A 21,095-nucleotide genomic window follows, 5' to 3' on the forward strand; every position below is an offset into this window, starting at 1 on the left:
CGCCATGAATGAGCAGACACAAAACGTTCGGTCCATCCTGCGTTTCAATAGTGGGAGTACTGAATGGAAAGAAGACATCGTCGCAGCCGAATATCCCGTGACGATAAAAATAAATGGGGAAGAGTTCGTGACGATGGTGTGCAGCCCGGACTACATCGAAGATATGGTGGTCGGATACCTTGCCTCGGAAGGGATCATCGCTCGTTTTAACGAGATAAAAGAATTAAGAGTCGATGATAAAAACGGTTATGTTCACGTGGCTTTGACGAAAAAAATCGATCATCTGCACCGGCAAATGCAAAACAAGCGCTACATCACTTCCTGTTGCGGGATGAGCCGACAAGGATTCGTTTTCGCTGCCGATGTGAAAACGACAAAAAAGATGCGCACACGCCAAGTGGGCATCGCTCCGGAGGATTGTTTTCGTCTAATGGAGGACATGCAACATGCGGCGCAGACGTTCCAAGAAACCGGCGGCGTACATAACGCCGCCTTATGCACACTCGATGGCATTGTTCTTATGCGCATGGATATCGGCAGGCATAATGCCCTCGATAAAATCTACGGGTACTGCCTGAAGCACGGCATTTCCTTGCAAGATAAGATTATTGTGTTTAGCGGACGGCTTTCGTCGGAAATCCTCCTGAAAGTGGCAAAAATCGGCTGCGAAGTTGTCCTCTCCAAATCAGCTCCGACCGATCGCGCCCTGGAATTGGCCGAAGAGCTGGAGATTACAAGCATTGGTTTTATTCGCGCCGGATCGCTGAATGTGTATACGGTACCGGAGCGGGTTGTTATGCCGTAAACGCTTTTGGGTTTGGCTGATAAAACAGCCGGGAACGGAACAACGTTCCCGGCTGTTTTGCGTTGATTCGAAAACACCGAATAGACTTTATTCTGTAGGAGAAACGAACAATTCATGGTAAACTAACCATAAGTGGAGGGGTGGACGTGTCATACTACATGATCAAATGGAGAGGATGAAAGCGATGAGTGACAAATTGTTAAAAGTCATTCTCGAAAAATTGGATACCCAACAACTAGAATTAAAAGAAATCAAAGCCAAAGTAGGGCAATTGGATAATAAAGCAACTAACCTGGATGATAAAGTAAACAATCTGGATAATAAAGTAAATAACCTGGATGATAAAGTAAACAATCTGGATAATAAAGTAAATAACCTGGATGATAAAGTGGAGAAGATGGATAAAACCCTGGATTATAACACGCAAATGACTAAACAAACATTGGACTACGCGGTGAATGTTGACAAACACCAACAAGAAGATCATCGCTACCTCACCGAAAAATTGCTGGTGCATGATAAAGAAATCTTTCATATTAGAGAAAAGATCAAAGAAAAACTCAATACTAATTTTTAACACTAGCTTAAAGGAAAAGTTTGGCGGATAAATCGATGGATTCAGCTGATAAAATAAACTGGGAACGTGTGCCGTTCCCGGTTGTTTACGTTATTCCCACTCTTCCACTAATGCATTCGCTTTTTCCTGCAGCGTTTCATGGACGTCATCGGATATCCAGTCTTGTGCTCGTTGGTGGTCAAGCAAATCTTTGAATCCGCCCATATGGTCAATGACTTTTCCCGCCTCTTCTTGATTTTCGAAATGATCGACGGACGTTAAATGTACGTCCAACGCGCGGACAGCCTCATCGTTTTCAAATTCGCCTTCTTCGGCAAAGCGATCCACTAATTGTAACAGCACTGCTGCACTAACTTCATCATCTGTTTTGCTTTGCACGAGGGCGCTTCCTCCCCCGCGACGCTCAGGTTCGGTGGCTGCAGTGACTTGACCGTCATCTGAAAATTCAATGCCGACTGCCGCTCCGATCCCCTGCTCGTTCGTATTGGCCGTAAAGAGATGGGCCATCGCTTCTAGTTCTTCGATTTGTTGCTCTGTTTCTGCATCCATATAGTTTTCTTCATACTCAGCCAATGCGTTAAAATTGTTTCGTTGCGACAAGCGAGGCTGTTCAATCGCTTCCGGAAGCGGTTTATCAAAATCCAAGTTGTTCATCATGATTTGTGACACGGTTGTTAAAATCGAATCATTTCCCGGAGCCCCCACTGTTAGGACAGGCGACTGATCTTCCATGACAAGGGTCGGGGCCATGCTGCTCAGGGAGCGCATGTCCGGTCGTGGGTAATTAGGATGCGTAGGAGATTCGGTTGGCGTTCGCCCATACACGGCGTTATTTAACAAAAAACCATACCCGGGAACGACCATGCCATTGCCGCCGATCGATACAATCGTTGACGTATAGCTCACGACGTTGCCTTCATCATCGCTAGCAGCAAGGTGAATCGTCGATTCATCGATAATATCTTCTTCGTCTTTTATGCGTTTTTCTTCATCGGCTTGTACCCCTTGAGTTTCCTCTTCTAAGGAAGTCGTTTCAGGCGGAGGGGTTGCATCGTTAGCCATTATGCTCGTTTGGCTAGGCTCCGCAAGCGTTTCACTATCTTCGGTTACGGGTTCAGCTTCAATATGATCAAGGAAAAATGTTTGCGTTTGTTCGTAATCAAAATTAATCACGCTCATCATTAAACGGCCGAGAGGCTCATCCAACTGGTCTTCTTCCGCTAATTCATGGACGGCTAACCATTCTTCGGGTTCCTCGTCATCCGCTTCCCAGGCACTTATTTTAAGCTCGTTATCTTCTGCCCGGAAACGTAAATCGTGCCAATCTGTTTCTACGGGATAATCGATACGCTCGAGCGTTGCTAAGTCACCATCGATGACACGCTGAAGAACAAGTTCGCCGGTTTCCGTGTTGATTTCCAGTCCGTAGCCATTGCTCGGTACGCTGCTGCCTGACTGCCAAACGTCGCCGTTCAGCCATAATCGCAAGCGTTGGTCATATTCTTCTTCATCCGCGCGTACTCGCAAGTTTACTTCATTATCTTCCACGGGATTCATGTTAGCAGCGGCCCGTCCGTACGCGCTTCCTCTGCCGTCAATTCTTTCTGCCAATTCAATTTGTCCGGTGTTATCTTCAATCGTAAAGCTTGCATCAAAAGGATGGCTTTCAGGCCCGGTATCGATTCTGTGAAACTTATGGGCATCCCATTCAGCGCCATCGTCCTCTGCAAAATCATAGAAGAAGTCTTCGTCATCTTCCGACCGTGGATTGCCGGGAGGAACCTGGCCAATTGATGCACGGTCCGAATCAATATTTGTGATCCGTTCTTCGGTGTATTCATCGGAAAGCAATTCATCAACGGGGATTTCCGAATGTGCAGGGTCTCCGGTATACGCCCGCCGATCGGCAAACGCATACCTCGTTGCTTCCATAAAATGATGCCACGCCTCGGTACCGGACATATTTTCAAGATCATAATGCTCTAACATATTAAACGTTTGTCCAACCGTGAGGCCGCCACTGGAAGAAGGAGGCATGCCATAGATGTCGTAGTCACGGTAATCGGTGTGGATCGGATCGCTGGTAACCGTTTCATAGTTTGTAAAGTCTTCCATCGTGACATCGCCTTCCAACACCCCGTATTCCGTAAGCCATTCGCTGCTTACGGCTTCAAAGTCCGGGTCGTCCACGACCGGTGGATCGTTAATCGTGTCAACCATGGCCTCGGCGATTTCTCCTTCATAGAAAACCTCGCTCCCTTCCTCTGCCAGCAATTGATAAGTATGGGCCATATCAGGGTTTTGAATCACGTCGCCGGGTTCCGGAGCGGATCCGTCGTCATTGAGGTAAATGTCTCTTGTAGAAGTGAAAAGATCAAAACGTTCTTGATTTTCCGTCGTTTCCCGCACAAAATTTTCATCTGCGACGAACCCTTCTTCGGCTACGTCAATCGCCGGTTGCAGCACTTCTGCAAACGTCATCGTTCCATACTCTTCTAAAGCAACTTCCCAATTTTTTACCGTCCCGGGAATTGAAAAAGATGATCCACTTGAGATTCTCATCGCTGATGGGAAAATCTCCCCTGTGTCTGGATTTATGTACGTTTCGTCATTAAACGAAGCCGGCGTAATGGAACGGCTGTCAATTGCGATAGGTTCGTCTTCTTCCGCCAAATGGATGAGCATCATGCCGCCTCCGCCAATGCCGCCGGAGTAAGGCCTTGTTATCCCTTGTGCAGCCGCAACTGCAATAGCTGCATCAACGGCATTGCCTTCTTGTTCAAGAATTGTCATCCCGGCTTCAGAGGCATGCACATCTTCGGAGGCTACCGCACCGCCATGGCCGGTCATGTGGGAATCGGCATCGGCAGGTTCCTCTGCATGGATCGATGGTGCGAGCAAAGAGACGATGAGTGTTGCGCAAATCGAGAATGTGACAATTTTTTTCTTTTTCATTGAACCCCTCCAGTGTCATCATATATTTTCAGCTATTTTACAAAAAATTGCTAGATTTAAAAATAGTCATATCCTCCTTTTATAGGAAAATCTATGAAAGTGTATGAAATGTGTAAAGAAAATCCTATTCCATTAAGATTTATAATAATATAAAAAATAAAAAAGTAATATAGACACATTAACACTAAATGGATAATTAAGAAATAAGTTTCAAAAAATGATAGAAAAACTTTCTATTAACCCAATAAAAAGATAGTGCAAAAAAACTACTTTTAATATTAAATAATAAATAGTTATATATTTATAAGTATAACTTATTTTTTTCTTTAATGTCATAATGGTAATATTTTGTATGAATATCTTAAACTTTTGAAAAACTTGTAAAAAAACGAATGGGAGGTAGATTTAACAAGCGGCAGAGAATATAAAATTTTCGAGGAGGATCGCGTGAAATGTGGAAACGCTCTTTCATTGTTTCGTTAGCAGTCATTTTTATAGGCGGTTCTGTAGGGGCATTGGAAAATAATAACCAAAGTGATGCCCAAGAAAATGAATTCGATACGATTATTAAAAACGGCACAGTGATGGACGGGACAGGTCAATCGAGTTATGAAGCAGATGTAGGGGTCCGAGACGGTTACATTAAACAGATTGGAGATTTGGGTGAAGCCAATGCTGCGCATGAAGTCGATGTTGACGGGAACATCGTTGCGCCGGGTTTTATTGATGTTCACAGCCATGCCGATCTGGAAGCGTTGCAGACCGCGACTAGCTCGCTCACACAAGGAGTGACGACAGAAATCTTAAGCCCGGATGGCGGTGGACCGGTCGATGTGACGGAACGGCACGAACTGGAAGCTGAAGGGTTGGCAATTAACATCGGCACGTATATTGGATTTAATTCAGTCTGGGAAGAAGTTGTCGGTGAAGACGATCGCGATGCCACGGAGGAAGAAATTGCAGAGATGCAAGGATTAGTTGAAACAGGATTGGAAGAAGGAGCGTTTGGCGTTTCGGCGGGGCTCTTTTACACGCCTGGCAATTATGCCGATACCGAAGAAGTGATCGATGTTGTCGAGGTTGCTGATCAATGGCGAACAAATTTCCCGCACCATATTCGGGACGAAATGGATGATGTCGTAGAAGCGACCGAAGAAACGATCGAAATTGGAGAAGAGGCAGGACTCGTTCCGGTCATCACGCACATGAAAGTGATGGGGGCGGATAACTGGGGAGCATCAGAAGAAACGGTTGATCTCATTGAAGAGGCCAATGAGCGCGGAACATATGCAGCCGCTGATGTTTACCCATATCTGGCCAGTCAGACCGGTTTGACGGCACTCGTCCCGCAATGGGCACAGGATGGCGGTTTTGACGCGATGCTGGATCGTTTTGCCGACCCCGAATTACGTCAGCAAATTGAAGATGAAATTGCAGATGTGATGACGAGCCGGGTGGAAACAGCGGAAGATGTTTATTTTCCTAGTGAAAATGAAACGTTGGCCGACGTTGCTGAGGCAGAGGATGTGAACCCAGGGGAAGCGACAATGCGAATATTGGAGGATCAAGGGAGCTTGACGACGATCTATCATTTTGGAAATGAAGATGATTATGAACGAATTCTCCAAAATTCAACAACGGCTGTCGCTTCAGATGGAGGCGCCACTTACTCGGACAGTATTCACCCTCGTCGTTATGGTACACAGCCACGGGTGCTTGGCGAGGATGTTCGGGAAGAAGGCCTGCTTTCTTTTGAGGAAGCCGTGCAGAAGATGACAGGCTTGCCGGCCACGATGATTGGGATGACTGATCGGGGTTTTATCGCGGAGGGCATGGTCGCTGATATTACGGTTTTTGATCCGGATACGGTTACGGACAATGCCGAATTCGATGACCCTCAGCAGTATGCGGACGGGATCGAGCATGTGCTCGTGAACGGTGAATTTGCCCTGCAAGACGGTGAAACGACCGATGCTCAAATCGGAGAAGCATTGCAACGAACGGGGAATATGCCGAGTCGGCCGATGAGCGTCGATCAGGATGTCAGCGTCGAAGGCTCTGGAACATTGCGCAATGTAGATAGTTCCGGTTCCCCGGATGCAGAAGTAGCGGTGGCTGTTGAGCAATCAGCAAGTGATTCATCAGCGACAGGTTATTTCCAATTTAATCACGAGGGTGAAGATATCGAGATAGAAGCCGAGGAAGTGGGCCAACTGCAGGCGAAAGAAGATTGGGCTAGCGTTACTGGTCTAGGAACGCTTGTAAACGGTGAAGAACGAGCGTTTGAAGTCATCATAGAAGAAAATGATCCGATGATTGAAGACGATCGCGCCTCCGTTACAGTTCATATCGAAGACGAATTTGAATATCAGGGAACGCTATCTCCGCAACAAATGGATGTGCAAAGTACGGAATGAACCTGAAGTCGGGCCGCCGGAAGACCGGAAGAGGAAGCCTATAAGATTTTATGTGTCCAGGCAGAAGATCTACTGGAAATATGGAAGTGAAAAGGAGCGGGTGAATTGCGCAAAAAGATAAGCGTTCCTGTCCGACTATTCACGGTGACTTATTTATTGTTTTTCATCGGTGTTTTGGGGACGTCGCCGACATCGGCGACGTTTGAAGACGAGGAATCGCTGGAAGGCAAGATTTCATCGACTGATTCATTTGGAGAAGAGGACGAAGAAGATGTCGAGAGTGATGACGAGGATCACGATGAAGACTCGGAAGAAGATGAAAGCGAACAAGAGCCGGACGATGAGGATGAAATGGAGGAGGACGAGGACGAGGAAGAATAATAACATCCCAAGATTTTTAATATAGCCAATCAAGCCAAGGTTACAAAATATGTCATGAGGGTGATGAATACTTATGTGGCGTGTCACTAGAAAACTTATCAGCGGCTTTACAACAGCTTTGCTGTTTACGTTACTCGTTGTCACCTTATTCGCGGTTATTTCCAGCCAAGCGGCTGATGGCGAACCGAATGTCTTTGGGTATGAATTGAAAACGGTTTTATCAGGGTCCATGGAGCCGGAGATTCAAACCGGATCGATGATCGCGGTCCAACCGACGGAGGAAACGACCCAATTTGAGAAAGGAGATGTCATCACTTTTACCAATCCCGATGACAATCTCGTCACCCATAGGGTTCACGAAGTTGAAAACGATGGCCAGCAGTATATTACCAAGGGCGATAACAATAACTCGACGGATGCAGAACCGGTGCTTGCCGAAAATGTGCTTGGTGAACACACAGGGTTGACCGTCCCGTTTCTCGGTTACGCGTTCGTCTTTGCCACCTCGGAGCAGGGAGCGGTGCTGTTATTAATTCTGCCTGGCGTTTTGCTTTTGGCATACTCCGCGTTCACCGTTTGGCGAGCGTTGCGACAAATCGAATCGTCAAAGAAAAATGAAGAACCGGCCACTGAAGAATCGGTGTCGCCGCCTCGTCAGGAGTAACCCAGAATTTGATGAGGCGTTTCAAAACTTTACAGGGAGGAATCCATAATGGGAATCAAACAACAGCTTGGCATGGGTGTAACGACAGCCGTTCTCGGCTTGACGTTAATCGGAGGAGGTACTTTCGCGTATTTTAGCGACAGTGTCGACACGAACAATACGTTCGCGGCCGGATCCCTTGATTTGGACGCGGAACCGACGGAAGTGATTGACGTGGACAATTTGAAGCCCGGGGATTCGATGGTTCGCGATTTCGAATTGCAGAACAACGGCTCTTTGGACATCGATGCGGTAACATTGGAAACCGACTACACGGTCATTGATGCAGAAGGCGATAATACGGAAGATTTCGGAGAGTTCATTGAGGTGGAATTTTTGTATAACGCCGATAATTTGGACGAGGTGATCTTTCAAACGACCTTAAGTGAACTCCAGGATATGGAACCGGAAGCGATCAGTGAGCACGTGTTCTATCCGGAGTTGGGCGATGACGGTCTGCCGATCGATGAGTCCCATGATCTCGTCGTGCAATTCAACTTCTTAAGCGATGTTGAAGAAGACTTGAACCAATTCCAGGGCGATTCTTTAGAGATGGAGTGGACGTTTACAGCTACGCAAACCGAAGGTGAGGAGTTGTAGATGGCTAAAAAATGGACGAGCTGTTTGTCGATGGGTTTAATCGCGTCACTGGCTGTCTCCAGTGGAGCTTTAGCTAATTCCGAAGTTCTGGAAGAAAATAGTGAAGATTCAAGGATCATTTATCAGGATGATACGGATGTGTCCGCGCAAATGCAGCGTTCTGTTGAAGATCAGGAAAGCAATGCGGATGCAGCCAAACGATTTTTGGAAGCCAACAACGATTTTTTTGATATGACGGATCCAATCCAGGATATGGAGGTGCTTGCAGAACAAACCGATGACGAGGGGATGACCCATATTAGATGGATTTGATGGGGTGGGGATTGAGTGAAAAACGATCGGTTGCTAAAACAATCTGTCACTTTCACTCTCATCCTGGTGTTTTTTCCAGAATGAGAGATGCAAACATTGGGAGGTATAGCAATGAAAGAAAAACGTTGGCGTCCGGGGATGGCCATAGCAACTTCTTTTATGCTCGTCGCCTCGACGGCAATCGCGGGTCCCGGTACGGATAAAACCGCTGCTTCCGAGGATCCATTGGTTGATGAGGGAGAGGACGGCATGGTGTCGACATCCCATGCTCTGGCTTCTGAAGTTGGAGAAGAAATGCTGGCAAGAAACGCGAATGCAGTTGATACGGCCATTGCTGTTCATTTTGCCTTGAATGTTGCGGAACCGATGATGTCCGGAATGGGTGGCGGCGGTTTCATGATGGTCTATGATGCCGAAGAAGACGATACGACGATCGTGAACAGCCGGGAACGAGCTCCCGCCGGTGCCGATCCGGATATGTTTCTGGATGAAGACGGCAATGAAATTCCTTTTGATGAAAGAGTGACCAGTGGTGATTCGGTTGGCGTCCCCGGCACTCTGGATGGTTTGATGACGGCCAGTGAAAAATGGGGGTCCGTTGATTTCGAAACGCTGATGGAACCGGCGATTGAACTGGCCGATGAAGGCTTTGAAATCGATGGTCAGTTAGCGAACGCGATCGATAGTAATCAGGATAAATTATCGCAAAGCGCAGCCGAGGATGTTTTTTTGCCTGAAGGTGAGCCTTTACAGGAAGGGGATCACCTCGTCCAGGAAGACTTGGCTGATACGATGCAACTCATTCAAGACGAAGGACTGGAAGTTTTTTATGATGGTGAGATTGGACAGGCCATTGCCGATACCGTCCAGGAGTTCGACGGCAGTATGACGATGGATGACTTTCGCAATTATGAGGCGGACATCGATGAACCGGTTTGGGGAGAGTATCAAGGATATGACATCGCGAGCATGCCCCCGCCGAGTTCAGGTGGTTTGACGCTTTTGCAGATGCTCGCTCTTCTGGATGATTTTGATATCGGGCAGTATGGCACCCAGGATGCGGAGCGTTATCATCTATTGGCGGAAGTAATGCGTCTCGGTTACGCCGATCGGGGTGAGTATATGGGCGATCCCGAGTTTGTGGACGTTCCTTTTACAGGGCTGTTGCATCCTGAATACATTGAAGAACGCAGCGCTTTGGTCGATCCCGAAGAAGTCAATGAAGACGTGGAGCCCGGAGATCCCTGGGCCTACGAAGATCAGGAACCGAGCCATGAATCCGGCGAGGTGGAGGTAGAGGAAGACTCGGGGGAGACTACTCATTTTACAGTCACTGATCAATGGGGCAACATGGTCAGTTTCACGACCACGATTGAGCAAGTCTTTGGCTCGGGCATTATGGTTCCCGACTACGGGATTATGCTGAACAATGAGTTGACGGATTTTGACGCAACTCCCGGCGGGGCCAATGAAGTGGAACCGAACAAACGGCCATTGAGCAGCATGACCCCAACGATTATCTTTGATGACGGTGAACCGTATATGAGCGCTGGTTCACCGGGAGGAACACAAATTATTAACGCAGTATTTAACGTCGTCAATAATGTTATTGACCATGATATGAGTTTACAAGAAGCGATCGAGGAGCCCCGTATTCATACGATGGACTATCCCGATATCAGTTGGGAGGAAGGGATTCCTCAAGATGCCCGTGACGAACTGGAAGCGCTTGGCCATGAATTTGACGAGAACCCCGGCGGGATCGGTAACGTCCAAAGCATCATCGTTGACCCCGGTGAAGGCGTCTATGAAGGAGTCGCGGATGATAATCGCGAGGGAGCAGCCATCGGGTTTACCCTGGACAGTGCATCCATGATGACGCTCGTGGAACGTTTTGAAGAGGAGGATGAATTTGAGAATGAGGAAGCGGCCGACGACTTGCATCTTCATTTAACGTCCGTGAATCATTATGAAAATCAAGGAGACTATGAAAAAGTGGTCCAGCACATGGAAGAAGGGTTTAACGATTTGCTGAACCATCAGCAAGAAAATGACCTCATTTCCGATGAAGCTTATGACATTCTCGCTGCCCAAGCCGATACCTTGGTTGAAAAACAACCGTAATGTGGAATAGCTATGTTCTGCGGCCGGCGATCATAGAGAACAAATTTTTGCTAAAGGAGCGTTAGTTATGAGAATGGTAGTCAGCATTCTATGCATTTTTTCCGTATCCTTTGCCTTTCCCGGAATGTCTTTGGCCAACGACCAGGGCATTCACTATCAATCTACTGTGGTAGACAGCCATGTCGACACGTTTATGCATGCGTTGGATGAGACGACTTGGTTGCCGGAAACGGACATCGGGGAAGAAACATCGTTTGACTTCGACATTCCGAAAGGGCAAGAAGGCGGGTTGGATGTTCCATATCTGGCGGCTTATACACCGGGATATTATGAAAATACGCCGCGTAGCATTAGCGAGACGCTGGCCAAGATCAACGGCCTTTATTGGACGGAAGCCAACAACCCGGACGAGATTAGCATAAGCCCGTCCTATGAAGACATCGAACAAGCGGTGCAGGATGAAAGAATAGCTGCCGTGCCAACGATTGAAGGCGGATATTCCATGGAAGAAGAAAATGCGATTGAGCTTTTGCACCAATACGATGATTTAGGGGTAAAAGCGCTCGGATTTACGTGGAATACTTCCAATGCGCTGGGTGAAGGCGCTGACCGAGTATACGATGATCCCGATGAAACACCTTCCGAAGGCGGGCTAACAGACCTGGGTGAAGAAGTGGTCGAAGAGATGAATGACATTGGGATGATGATTGATGTCTCGCATATGGCCAGGACAACGTTCTGGGATGTGATCGAAGTTTCCGAAGAACCGATCATTGCCAGTCATTCGGGTGTGAATGCTTTGCACGACCATCAACGGAACCTTACCGATGAGCAGTTGGAAGCTTTGGCTGACAACGGCGGTGTGTTAGGGGTCGTGTTTTACCCTGCATTTTTAACCGATGAATCGGAGGGTTACGTGGATGATATCGTCGACCATATCGATCACGCCGTTGATGTCATGGGCGTGGATCATGTCGCGTTAGGGTCGGATTTCGATGGTGCGGACATGCCGGAAGATCTTCAAGATGCATCCGAATTCTATAAAATTACCGATGAACTTGAGAATAGAGACTACTCAGAAGAAGATATCGAGAAAATACTGGGCCAAAACCATCTGCGGGTTCTGGAAGAAGTGGAGCAAAATGAAGAAGATGCCGATACAGGCGTAACCATAACCCCCGCGCTGGAGATGGGCGAGGAGTTGGCAGATAACACTCCAATTTTGCAGGCAGACATTGAAGGGGGAGAAGCCGATGAGGGCGACTTCCGTATCATCGTTGATGGCATCGATTATGAACCTGATGAGTTTGATGAAGAAACAGGCACATTATCGGTGGAACTGGATGGGCCGTTAAAAGAACGCTTCCATGTCGTTACGTTTGAAGGAACAACGGAGGACGGAGAAACGGAAAGAGAGACAAAAATCTTTTACGTCGATACAAGTGTCGATAACATGAAAACGCTTGTTGAGCATTTTGAAGAAGAAGGTGCATTCGAAAATGATGACGTCGTCCGATCGCTGAATCTTCACTTGACGACCATGGGGCAATTCGAAGATCAAGAAGAAACAGACAAAGTCATCCAACACACGGAAGGCTTTCAGGATCTCCTCGACCAGCAGCGAGAAAACGAATTGATTTCCGAGACGGCGTATAGCATTCTTTCGAATGATGCCGATGTGCTTATGGAGGAATGGCAGTAAGAAAATGGTGACATCGCCTTGATAAGGCGTTCACATAATTAAAATTTTACAGGGAGGAATTTCAACATGGGAATAAAAAAACAGCTTGGCATGGGTGTGACGACAGCCGTTCTCGGCTTGACGTTAATCGGTGGGGGAACGTTCGCGTATTTTAGCGACAGTGTCGAAACGAACAATACGTTTGCGGCCGGGACCCTTGATCTGGACGCGGAACCGACAGAAATCATTGACGTGGACAACTTGCAACCCGGGGATTCGATGATTCGTGACTTTGAATTGCAGAACAACGGCTCTTTGGACATCGATGCGGTAACATTGGAAACCGACTACACAGTGATTGATGCAGAAGGTAATAATACGGAAGATTTCGGGGAGTTCATCGAGGTGGAATTTTTGTATAACGCCGACAATTTAGACGAAGTGATTTTCGAAACGACATTGAGTGAGCTTCAGGACATGGAACCGGAGGCGATCAGTGAGCACGTGTTCTATCCGGAGTTGGGCGATGACGGCTTGCCGGTTGATGAGTCCCATGACCTCGTCGTGCAATTTAACTTTTTAGGTGACGTTGAAGAAGACTTGAACCAATTCCAGGGCGATTCTTTAGAGCTGGAGTGGACATTTACAGCTACGCAAACCGAAGGTGACGAGCAGTAAAGGACGTAGAAGAACTGACTCATGAACATACGTTTACGGTCAGTTCTTTTTTCTAGAAATCTATGAAAACGATTTTAAGGAGGCTATTATGAAAAACATGAAATGGAAGATGCCCCCCTCTGCTTTATTTTTCGCATTCTTACTCGCCGGAAGCCCGATGGCAGGAGTCGCTGCCCAAGAAAATGAAAGCGCGGAGGAGCCTCCGACGACCGGATTTGAAGACAGTGATGGTGAGGAGTGGACGAGCCATGAAGATGAATTGACATTCCTGGAAGAAGTAGCGGAACAATCGGAGCGTATGACGTATTCCGAGGTCGGGACTTCCGTGGAAGATCGACCATTGCATTTAGTGCAAGTGGGAGATCCGGAACCGCCAGCGGATGAAGCCATCGCCGATAGTCAAAATATGTTGGTGATCGGTTCACAGCACGGAAATGAACCGGCCGGCCGGGAGATGGCGTTACAGACGCTGCGAGACTTGGCATTTACTGATGATGCGGAGTTAGAGGAACAGTTGAGTGAAACGACGATTATGTTCATTCCATCGGCCAATCCGGATGGTCGCGAGGCAAACACGCGTGAAAATGCGAACGGAGTTGATATTAACCGTGATCATCTCAACCTTGAAGAACCTGAAGGGCAAATCATTGGAGATGTTTTAGAGGAGTTCTCTCCAGATATTACGGTTGATGCCCATGAAAGACCTTCGGCTACCGGTGATCCTGATATGGAAATGTTGTGGCCGCGCAATCTTAACGCGGATGAAGATCTCCGCAATTTAAACCAGGAGATGGTGGAAGACTACTTATTTCCTGATGTTGAGGATGCAGGATTTTCGACCGGCTTGTACGGTGAGCCAGGCGGATCCGGTGGTGGAGATGAACGGATTTCCCGAAACGTTTTAGGTCTTCGGCACGGAGTGGGTTTGTTGACTGAAACTGCAGGTGAACAAGAACCCGAATATCGGGTGGATGCCCAGATGGAAACAGTCGAATCAGTGTTGGATTTCTATCGCGAACGAATGGACGAGATTGCCATCGAAGTGAATGAAGCTCCAGAACGTAAAGCGGCTGCGGGTGAGGAACAATCTGAGCCGTTCTATCTTGACGGGGCGGACAATTGGGAGCCAACCGAAATATTAGACCCTCACGCGTGCGGCTACATGCTTCATACCTCTCAGGCTGACGATATCGACCGCCATATCGATGGTTTCTCCCTGGAAACGGAAGATGTTGGGGAACACGGCGTTTTTGTCACGATGGGTCAGTCGATGATGACCGTTATTCCTTTTCTAATGGATGGAGAAGCGACTTACAACGAAGTGAGCGCCATGCCACTGGATGATTGTGAAGATCCGCAAGTCACGGCTTCCGGCTTACAAACGCTCGTAGGGCAATTCGATGAAGATGGAGAATTCGAAGGGGAAGACGCGTCCCATGACTTGGACATTCATTTGGAAACGGTAAGTCACTACGAAAACCAGGAAGAGACGGAAAAAGTGATTGAGCATATGGGCGGTTTTCATGATCTTCTCAATCACCAGGTGGATAATGAATTGATTTCCGATGAAGCTTTTGAGATTTTGAGTACGTTCGCGGATGATCTGATTGCAAACGATGAAACAGTATTTGAGGCTGACCGGGTCATGGACCATGTTGAGCATTTAAGTGTGGATATCGGCCCACGGGTCGCCGGCACTGCCGAAGAAGCGGAGGCTGCCGATTACATCCAGGATGAGTTTGAAAATCTCGGCTATGAAACGTCTATCCATGAATTTGAAATCGAGGACGGCGACGAATCACAAAACGTCGTAGCGGTGAAAGAAGCGGAAGACGTGGAAGATCCGGAAATCGTTTATCTCACCGCCCACTATGATAGCGTCCCGGAATCTCCGGGAGCGAATGACAACGCCTCGGGAACGGGGAGCCTGATAGAACTTGCACACGTGATGCAAGATACGCCGACGGATAAGGAAATCAGATTCGTAGCATTCGGTGCCGAAGAAATTGGGCTGGTTGGGGCATCAGAGTATGTAGACCAGTTGTCCGAGGATGAAATTGATCGCAGTGAAACGAACTTTAACATGGATATGGTCGGAACAGATTGGGATCCGGCTACGCAGCTATATGTGACCACCGTTGACGGGGAGTCGAATGCCGTATGGGAATCTGTAGATGCAGCCGCTGAACGATTAGACTATGAAGACGATCAACGAACACTGCACGAAATGGGTAGATCCGACCACGTTCCTTTTCATGAAGCAGGCATTGATGCAGCCCTCTTTATCTGGATGGAACCAGGAACGGAACCGGGAGATGCCGGTGTAGAACCTTGGTATCACACGCCGGAAGACACGATTGATCGTGTGAGCCCGGATAAGATTCAGCATGTTGGCGACCTGATTGATGAGGCGGTTTCTGATTTTGTGAACGCACAAGATTCATAGTTAGAGGAGCATTCCTGGATTTAATTATAGCCTCTCTGCTGTGTGAAAAAAGAAGTAGCCAGCGGGGCTACGGTTTTAGATTTAAATTTTCTTAGTCCTTTTCGGCTCTTCACCAAAATCTATGGCTGACAAACTAGGGGCAATTATGATTGGTAGTGACCGCTACGGAAAAAACACTACGCTTTCCGTGGGCACCGAGCTCAGCCTCCTCGGAAAAAAAGACGTTCGCTTTTTTCCTGCGGGGTCTTCGCCCTGCGCTTTCCCACAGGAGTCTACGTGTTTTTCCTTCGCTCGCTAGTGGTATAACCATATTTAATCACGAATATCAACCATTGATTTTAGTGTTGACCCTCCTTTTCTAGAAAAATATGAAAATCGCTGTTAGGAGAGTTTTGGATGAAAGTAGGATATTGGAAGATGACTCCTACGGTTTTGTTTTTCTCTTTATTGCTCATCATAAGCCCAATGGCAGGCGTTTCAGCTCAAGAAAATGAATCCGAAAAAAACCTTCCAACGACCGGATTCGAAGATAGCGATGGAGAAGAATGGACGAGTCATGAAGATGAATTGACATTCCTGGAAGAAGTAGCGGAACAATCGGAGCGCATGACGTATTCCGAGATCGGAACATCATTGGAAAACCGACCATTGCATTTAGTGCAAGTGGGAGATCCGGAACCGCCATCGGATGAACAGATTGCAGATGGAAACAATATGTTGGTGATTGGTTCGCAACATGGAAATGAGCCTGCCGGTCAGGAGATGGCCTTGCAGTTGTTGAGAGATTTGGCATTTACGGATGATCCAAAACTAGTGGAGCAGTTGAACGAAGCAACGATCATGTTTATCCCAACGGCAAACCCAGACGGTCGTGCGGCCGACATTCGAGGTAATGCTAATGAGGTAGATATTAATCGTGATCATCTCAACTTGGAAGAGCCTGAAGTGCAAGTCATTGCGGATGTCTTAGAAGAGTTCTCCCCAGATATCATGGTTGATGCGCATGAAAGGCCTAGTGCAGCAGGAGATCCTGATATGGAAATGCAGTGGGTGCGTAATCTAAACGTTGATGATCCATTACGAGAATTAAATGAGGAAATGGTTGAAGATAATTTGCGTCCAGATGTTGAAGAAGCTGGCTTCTCAACGGGTCTTTATGGCGATGCCACTGAGACTACTCTCGGACTCGAGACTGTATTATCGCAAATGGCAGGATTGCGGCATGGGTTAGGTCTGTTGACTGAATCAGCCGGCGAGCAAGACCCGGAATACCGAGTAGAAGTACAGATGGAAACGCTTGAATCCACCTTGGAGTTTTACCATGAGCGGATAGAAGATATTACAACTGTTGTCGATGAAGCGCCAGATCGAAAAGCAACGGATGGCGAAACCCAAAATGAGCCATTTTATTTTGACGGGGCAGATATACGGGAACCGGATGAAGCTGATATATTAAACCCTCACGCGTGTGGCTACATGCTTCATACCTCTCAGGCTGAGGATATCGACCGCCATATCGATGCTTTTTCCCTGGAAACGGAAGAGGTGGATGAGCACGGGATATTTGTCACGATGGGTCAGTCGATGATGACCGTTATTCCTTTTCTGATGGATGGACAAGCGACTTACAACGAAGTGAGCGCCATGCCACTGGATGATTGTGAAGATCCGCAAGTCTCGGCTTCCGGCTTACAAACGCTCGTAGGGCAATTCGATGAAGACGGAGAGTTCGAGGGGGATGACGCTTCCCATGACTTGGATATTCATTTGGAAGCGGTAAGTCACTATGAAAACCAGGAAGAAACGGAAAAAGTGATTGAGCATATGGACGGCCTTCATGATCTTCTCAATCACCAGGTGGATAATGAATTGATTTCCGATGAAGCTTTTGAGATTTTGAGTACGTTTGCTGATGACCTGCTTGAAAACTATGATGAAGTTTGACGTTGACTGGGCCATGGACCATATCGAATATAGAAGTGTGGATATCAGTCCGCGTGTTGTAGGCAGTGACGAAGAAGTAAAATGCCAGATTATCTCACAAAAAACGGAATCGAATGCCGGAAATCTGGCACATATTTTTAAAAAGGTGGTCATTCCATGAGATGGCGATCCATTTTGGCGGTAACATTATTAGTGCCTTTGATGATAAGCCTACATTCACCGAGCGTCGTACAGTTAAATGCTCAGGAAGAAGTTGAACCTAACGAGATCGAATCCATTATGGACGATATGACGTTGGAGGAAAAAGTCGGGCAACTTTTTATTGTTCATGTCTATGGAGAAACGCCGACTGACCCGAATTATGAAGAAGAAAATCTAGAAAATGATCGCGGTGGAGAGAACTTTAAGGAAGTGATTGAAAATTACCATCCCGGCGGTGTGATTTATTTTAACTGGGCCGATAATATCGGCATGCCTGTGGATACATCGCAGGTGAACGCCCTTTCCAACGGGATTCAGGATATCGCGATGGATGAAGGGTCGTCTATACCCATGTTTGTATCAACGGATCAGGAAGGTGGCATTGTCGCGCGTGTAACAGAACCTGCCACGACATTCCCGGGTAACATGGCGATTGGCGCGACCGGATCTTCAGCCTACGCGGAACAGTCTGCGGAAATCCTGGGCGAAGAGATGAAAAAGTTAGGCATAAATATGAACTTTGCACCGACATTGGATGTAAATGTTAACCCGGACAACCCTGTCATCGGTGTTCGCTCTTATTCTGAGGATCCCGATTTAGTCTCAGATTTAGGGATTTCCCAAATTCAAGGGTTCCAATCGGAAGACGTAATTTCGACGGCGAAGCATTTTCCCGGCCATGGAGATACGGATGTTGACTCTCACTACGGACTTCCAATTATTGAAAAAGATATGGATACGTTGCTTGCAGAAGATTTGCCTCCATTTAAAGATGCCATTGAGCATGGAGTGGACGCGATTATGCCGGCTCATATTGTTGTTCCTGCGCTGGATGATTCGGAGCTTCCTGCTACGTTTTCCGAACCGATCCTAACGGATTATTTGCGTGGCGAGTTAGGTTATGACGGGCTAATTGTGACCGACGGTCTTGATATGGACGGTGTCGACGTCATACCGGAAGAAGAAGTACCGGTGGAAGCCTTTAAAGCCGGAGTCGATATGCTGTTGGATCCACCGGATATTGATTTGGCATACAACGCGATGCTTGATGCCGTCGAAGATGGTGAAATCAGTGAAGATCGACTAGATGCGTCTGTTTACCGCATTTTGGACAAAAAAATGGAACAGGATTTGTTCGGTGATCCATACGAAGACCCTGAAGCAGTTGATCAGATCGGAAGCGACGAAAATCTTCAATTGGCAGAGGACATGACAGACGATAGCATTACCCTCGTTAAAAATGACGATGACGTTCTTCCATTAGATTATGATACAGACTTGCTGGTTACCGGTCCTGAATCCGGAAAACCGGATGTGCTCTCGGATCTTTTACCTGAGACTGAAAGCTATGAAACGAGCGACAGCCCAACAGATGCAGAAATCGAGGAAGCCGTTTCTTTAGCGGAAAATAAAGATATGGTTGTTGTGCCGACGTCTTCCGCCCATTTGGAAGAGGAGCAGCAAGAATTAGTCACTGCTTTTCAAGAGACAGGCACATCGGTTGTCGTTGCTGCCACGGGCAATCCATATGACATCGCGGAATTTCCTGATGTCGAAGCCTACTTAACGACCTATGGCGATCAGGATATTTCCATTGAATCTTTGGCAAAAGTCTTAACAGGAGAGATCAATCCGGAAGGGGAATTACCGGTCACAATCCCTGAGCATTACGATTTTGGCCATGGATTGAATTATGAAATCGATACGGCTAATATCGAGCAGTTGGTCGATCGCTTCGAAGACAGAGGAGATTTGGAAAACGATGAAGCTGTTCATGCCTTAGAGCGCCATTTAACAGCTGTCGGCCATTATGAAAATCAAGAGGAAGCGGAAAAAGTGATCGATCATATGGAAGGGTTTATGGATTTGCTTGATCAGCAACTGGAAAATGAATGGATCTCGGAAGAAGCTTATGACACGCTCATGGATCGTACGGATGATGTGATTGCAGGGTGGCACTAGGTTTAATTTTTTAGGGGATCGGGTTTTCCGTTCCCCTTTGACAAGGAGGAATGGAACGTGAAAAAAGGTTTTATTTTGCCAGTAGCGGTTGTTTTTGTTCTTTCTGCCCTTTCCGTGACCGCGTCTGGTACGGAGCAAACGATCACCGATGAGGCGGAAGAATCGGTGGATTTAAAACTTGGCATTGACGTCTTGCTCGAGGACAGGCTCGATGAACTTGAGGGTGAAAACGTGGGTCTGATTACAAACCCGACGGGTGTCGATGCGGAGTTAAACAGCATCGTTGATGTATTGCATGAGCATGAAGATGTTGATCTCGTCTCCATGTTCGGTCCGGAACATGGCGTGAGAGGGGATGCGCAAGCGGGAGACGGTGTTGATAAATACATTGATGAGCAGACCGGACTCCCTGTTTACAGCTTATATGGGGATACCGAAAAACCAACTCCGGAAATGTTGGAGGACGTTGATGTTCTTCTTTTCGATATTCAGGATGTTGGGGCTCGTTTTTATACGTACATCTACACGATGGCTTACGCGATGGAAGCGGCCGGTGAGAATGATGTGGAAATGATGGTCCTTGACCGACCGAATCCGCTCGGCGGGTTGGATGTTGATGGACCGGTATTAGCCCCGGATTATTCTTCGTTTGTTGGTCTGTATCCGATTCCTTTGCAACATGGCATGACCGTTGGCGAATTAGCAAGGTTGTTTAATGAAGAGTTCGAACTTGGTGCTGACCTGAATGTCGTGGAAATGGAAGGATGGGAGCGTCAAATGAAGTATGATGATACTGACCTCGAATGGGTCCTCCCATCTCCGAACATGCCAACCTTTGACTCAGCTATCGTTTACCCCGGTGCGGCGCTTATTGAAGGAACGAATGTGTCGGAAGGGAGGGGTACGGCGAAGCCATTTGAACTTATCGGTGCGCCATTTATTGATGGAACCGCATTGGCAGAAGAATTGAACGAACTGGACCTTCCGGGCGTGCAATTCAGAGCTTCTTATTTTACTCCTATGTTCTCGAAACATGAGGGAGAATTATCCGGCGGGATTGAGCTACACGTTCAGGACGATGAAGCATATGAACCCCTGGAGACAGGCCTGCACATCGTAAAAACAATTCATGATCATTATCCCGAAGACTTCGAATTCGACGATTTCTTCGATAACTTAATGGGGAACAGCTGGGTTCGTGAAGAAATAGAAAACGGCACATCCGTTGAAGAAATCATCGATAGCTGGCAAGACGACCTGGAAGATTTTAATCAAACGAGAAATGACTATCTTCTCTATTTTGATAGTG

14 protein-coding genes and 1 pseudogene are annotated in these 21,095 nt (G+C 47.2%); 14 read left to right on the forward strand and 1 reads right to left on the reverse strand.

Annotated elements, in window-relative coordinates; translation table 11 throughout:
- Positions 1-4 precede the first annotated feature (4 nt).
- On the forward strand, positions 5-805 hold the full coding sequence (fdhD, locus tag HUG20_RS02690) for a formate dehydrogenase accessory sulfurtransferase FdhD (RefSeq protein ID WP_200087795.1): 801 nt from the start codon (positions 5-7) through the stop codon (positions 803-805).
- Positions 806-989: 184 nt separating this feature from the next.
- Positions 990-1,382, forward strand: a complete 393-nt coding sequence (locus tag HUG20_RS02695) for a hypothetical protein (RefSeq protein WP_200087796.1) — start codon at positions 990-992, stop codon at positions 1,380-1,382.
- Between the two features lie 90 nt (positions 1,383-1,472).
- On the opposite strand, the gene HUG20_RS02700 is transcribed toward HUG20_RS02695, so the two are convergent.
- Positions 1,473-4,337: a gamma-glutamyltransferase gene (locus tag HUG20_RS02700; protein WP_200087797.1), complete on the reverse strand. Its 2,865-nt coding sequence runs from the start codon at positions 4,335-4,337 to the stop codon at positions 1,473-1,475.
- A gap of 452 nt (positions 4,338-4,789) precedes the next feature.
- Between HUG20_RS02700 and HUG20_RS02705 the strand changes: the two genes are divergently transcribed.
- The 12 genes and pseudogenes from HUG20_RS02705 to HUG20_RS02760 all read left to right on the forward strand — a co-directional run.
- Positions 4,790-6,754: an N-acyl-D-amino-acid deacylase family protein gene (locus tag HUG20_RS02705; RefSeq protein ID WP_200087798.1), complete on the forward strand. Its 1,965-nt coding sequence runs from the start codon at positions 4,790-4,792 to the stop codon at positions 6,752-6,754.
- 105 nt (positions 6,755-6,859) lie between these two features.
- On the forward strand, positions 6,860-7,135 hold the full coding sequence (locus HUG20_RS02710) for a hypothetical protein (protein ID WP_200087799.1): 276 nt from the start codon (positions 6,860-6,862) through the stop codon (positions 7,133-7,135).
- 73 nt (positions 7,136-7,208) lie between these two features.
- On the forward strand, positions 7,209-7,799 hold the full coding sequence (sipW, locus tag HUG20_RS02715; RefSeq protein ID WP_200087801.1) for a signal peptidase I SipW: 591 nt from the start codon (positions 7,209-7,211) through the stop codon (positions 7,797-7,799).
- Between the two features lie 48 nt (positions 7,800-7,847).
- Entirely contained in the window at positions 7,848-8,438 is a 591-nt protein-coding gene (locus tag HUG20_RS02720) for a TasA family protein (RefSeq protein ID WP_200087802.1), read from the forward strand.
- Positions 8,439-8,750: a hypothetical protein gene (locus tag HUG20_RS02725; RefSeq protein WP_200087805.1), complete on the forward strand. Its 312-nt coding sequence runs from the start codon at positions 8,439-8,441 to the stop codon at positions 8,748-8,750. It abuts the gene before it with no gap.
- 111 nt (positions 8,751-8,861) lie between these two features.
- A complete protein-coding gene (gene ggt, locus HUG20_RS02730; protein WP_246476509.1) occupies positions 8,862-10,874 on the forward strand; it encodes a gamma-glutamyltransferase in 2,013 nt (670 codons plus the stop codon).
- A gap of 67 nt (positions 10,875-10,941) precedes the next feature.
- Positions 10,942-12,576, forward strand: a complete 1,635-nt coding sequence (locus tag HUG20_RS02735; protein ID WP_200087807.1) for a dipeptidase — start codon at positions 10,942-10,944, stop codon at positions 12,574-12,576.
- A gap of 66 nt (positions 12,577-12,642) precedes the next feature.
- Positions 12,643-13,233 (forward strand): CalY family protein, encoded by a 591-nt coding sequence (locus HUG20_RS02740; protein WP_200087808.1) that lies wholly within the window; start codon positions 12,643-12,645, stop codon positions 13,231-13,233.
- Positions 13,234-13,321: 88 nt separating this feature from the next.
- Positions 13,322-15,679, forward strand: a complete 2,358-nt coding sequence (locus HUG20_RS02745; protein WP_200087810.1) for a M28 family peptidase — start codon at positions 13,322-13,324, stop codon at positions 15,677-15,679.
- Positions 15,680-16,075: 396 nt separating this feature from the next.
- Entirely contained in the window at positions 16,076-17,623 is a 1,548-nt protein-coding gene (locus HUG20_RS02750; protein ID WP_200087811.1) for a M14 family metallopeptidase, read from the forward strand.
- 156 nt (positions 17,624-17,779) lie between these two features.
- Positions 17,780-19,786, forward strand: coding sequence for a glycoside hydrolase family 3 protein (locus HUG20_RS02755; protein ID WP_200087813.1), 2,007 nt, complete (start codon positions 17,780-17,782; stop codon positions 19,784-19,786).
- Between the two features lie 57 nt (positions 19,787-19,843).
- A pseudogene (locus tag HUG20_RS02760) lies at positions 19,844-21,085 on the forward strand (exo-beta-N-acetylmuramidase NamZ family protein); the annotation flags it as partial.
- Positions 21,086-21,095 lie beyond the last annotated feature (10 nt).

It is taken from the genome of Salicibibacter cibi (assembly GCF_016495865.1).
Taxonomy (GTDB): domain Bacteria; phylum Bacillota; class Bacilli; order Bacillales; family Marinococcaceae; genus Salicibibacter; species Salicibibacter cibi.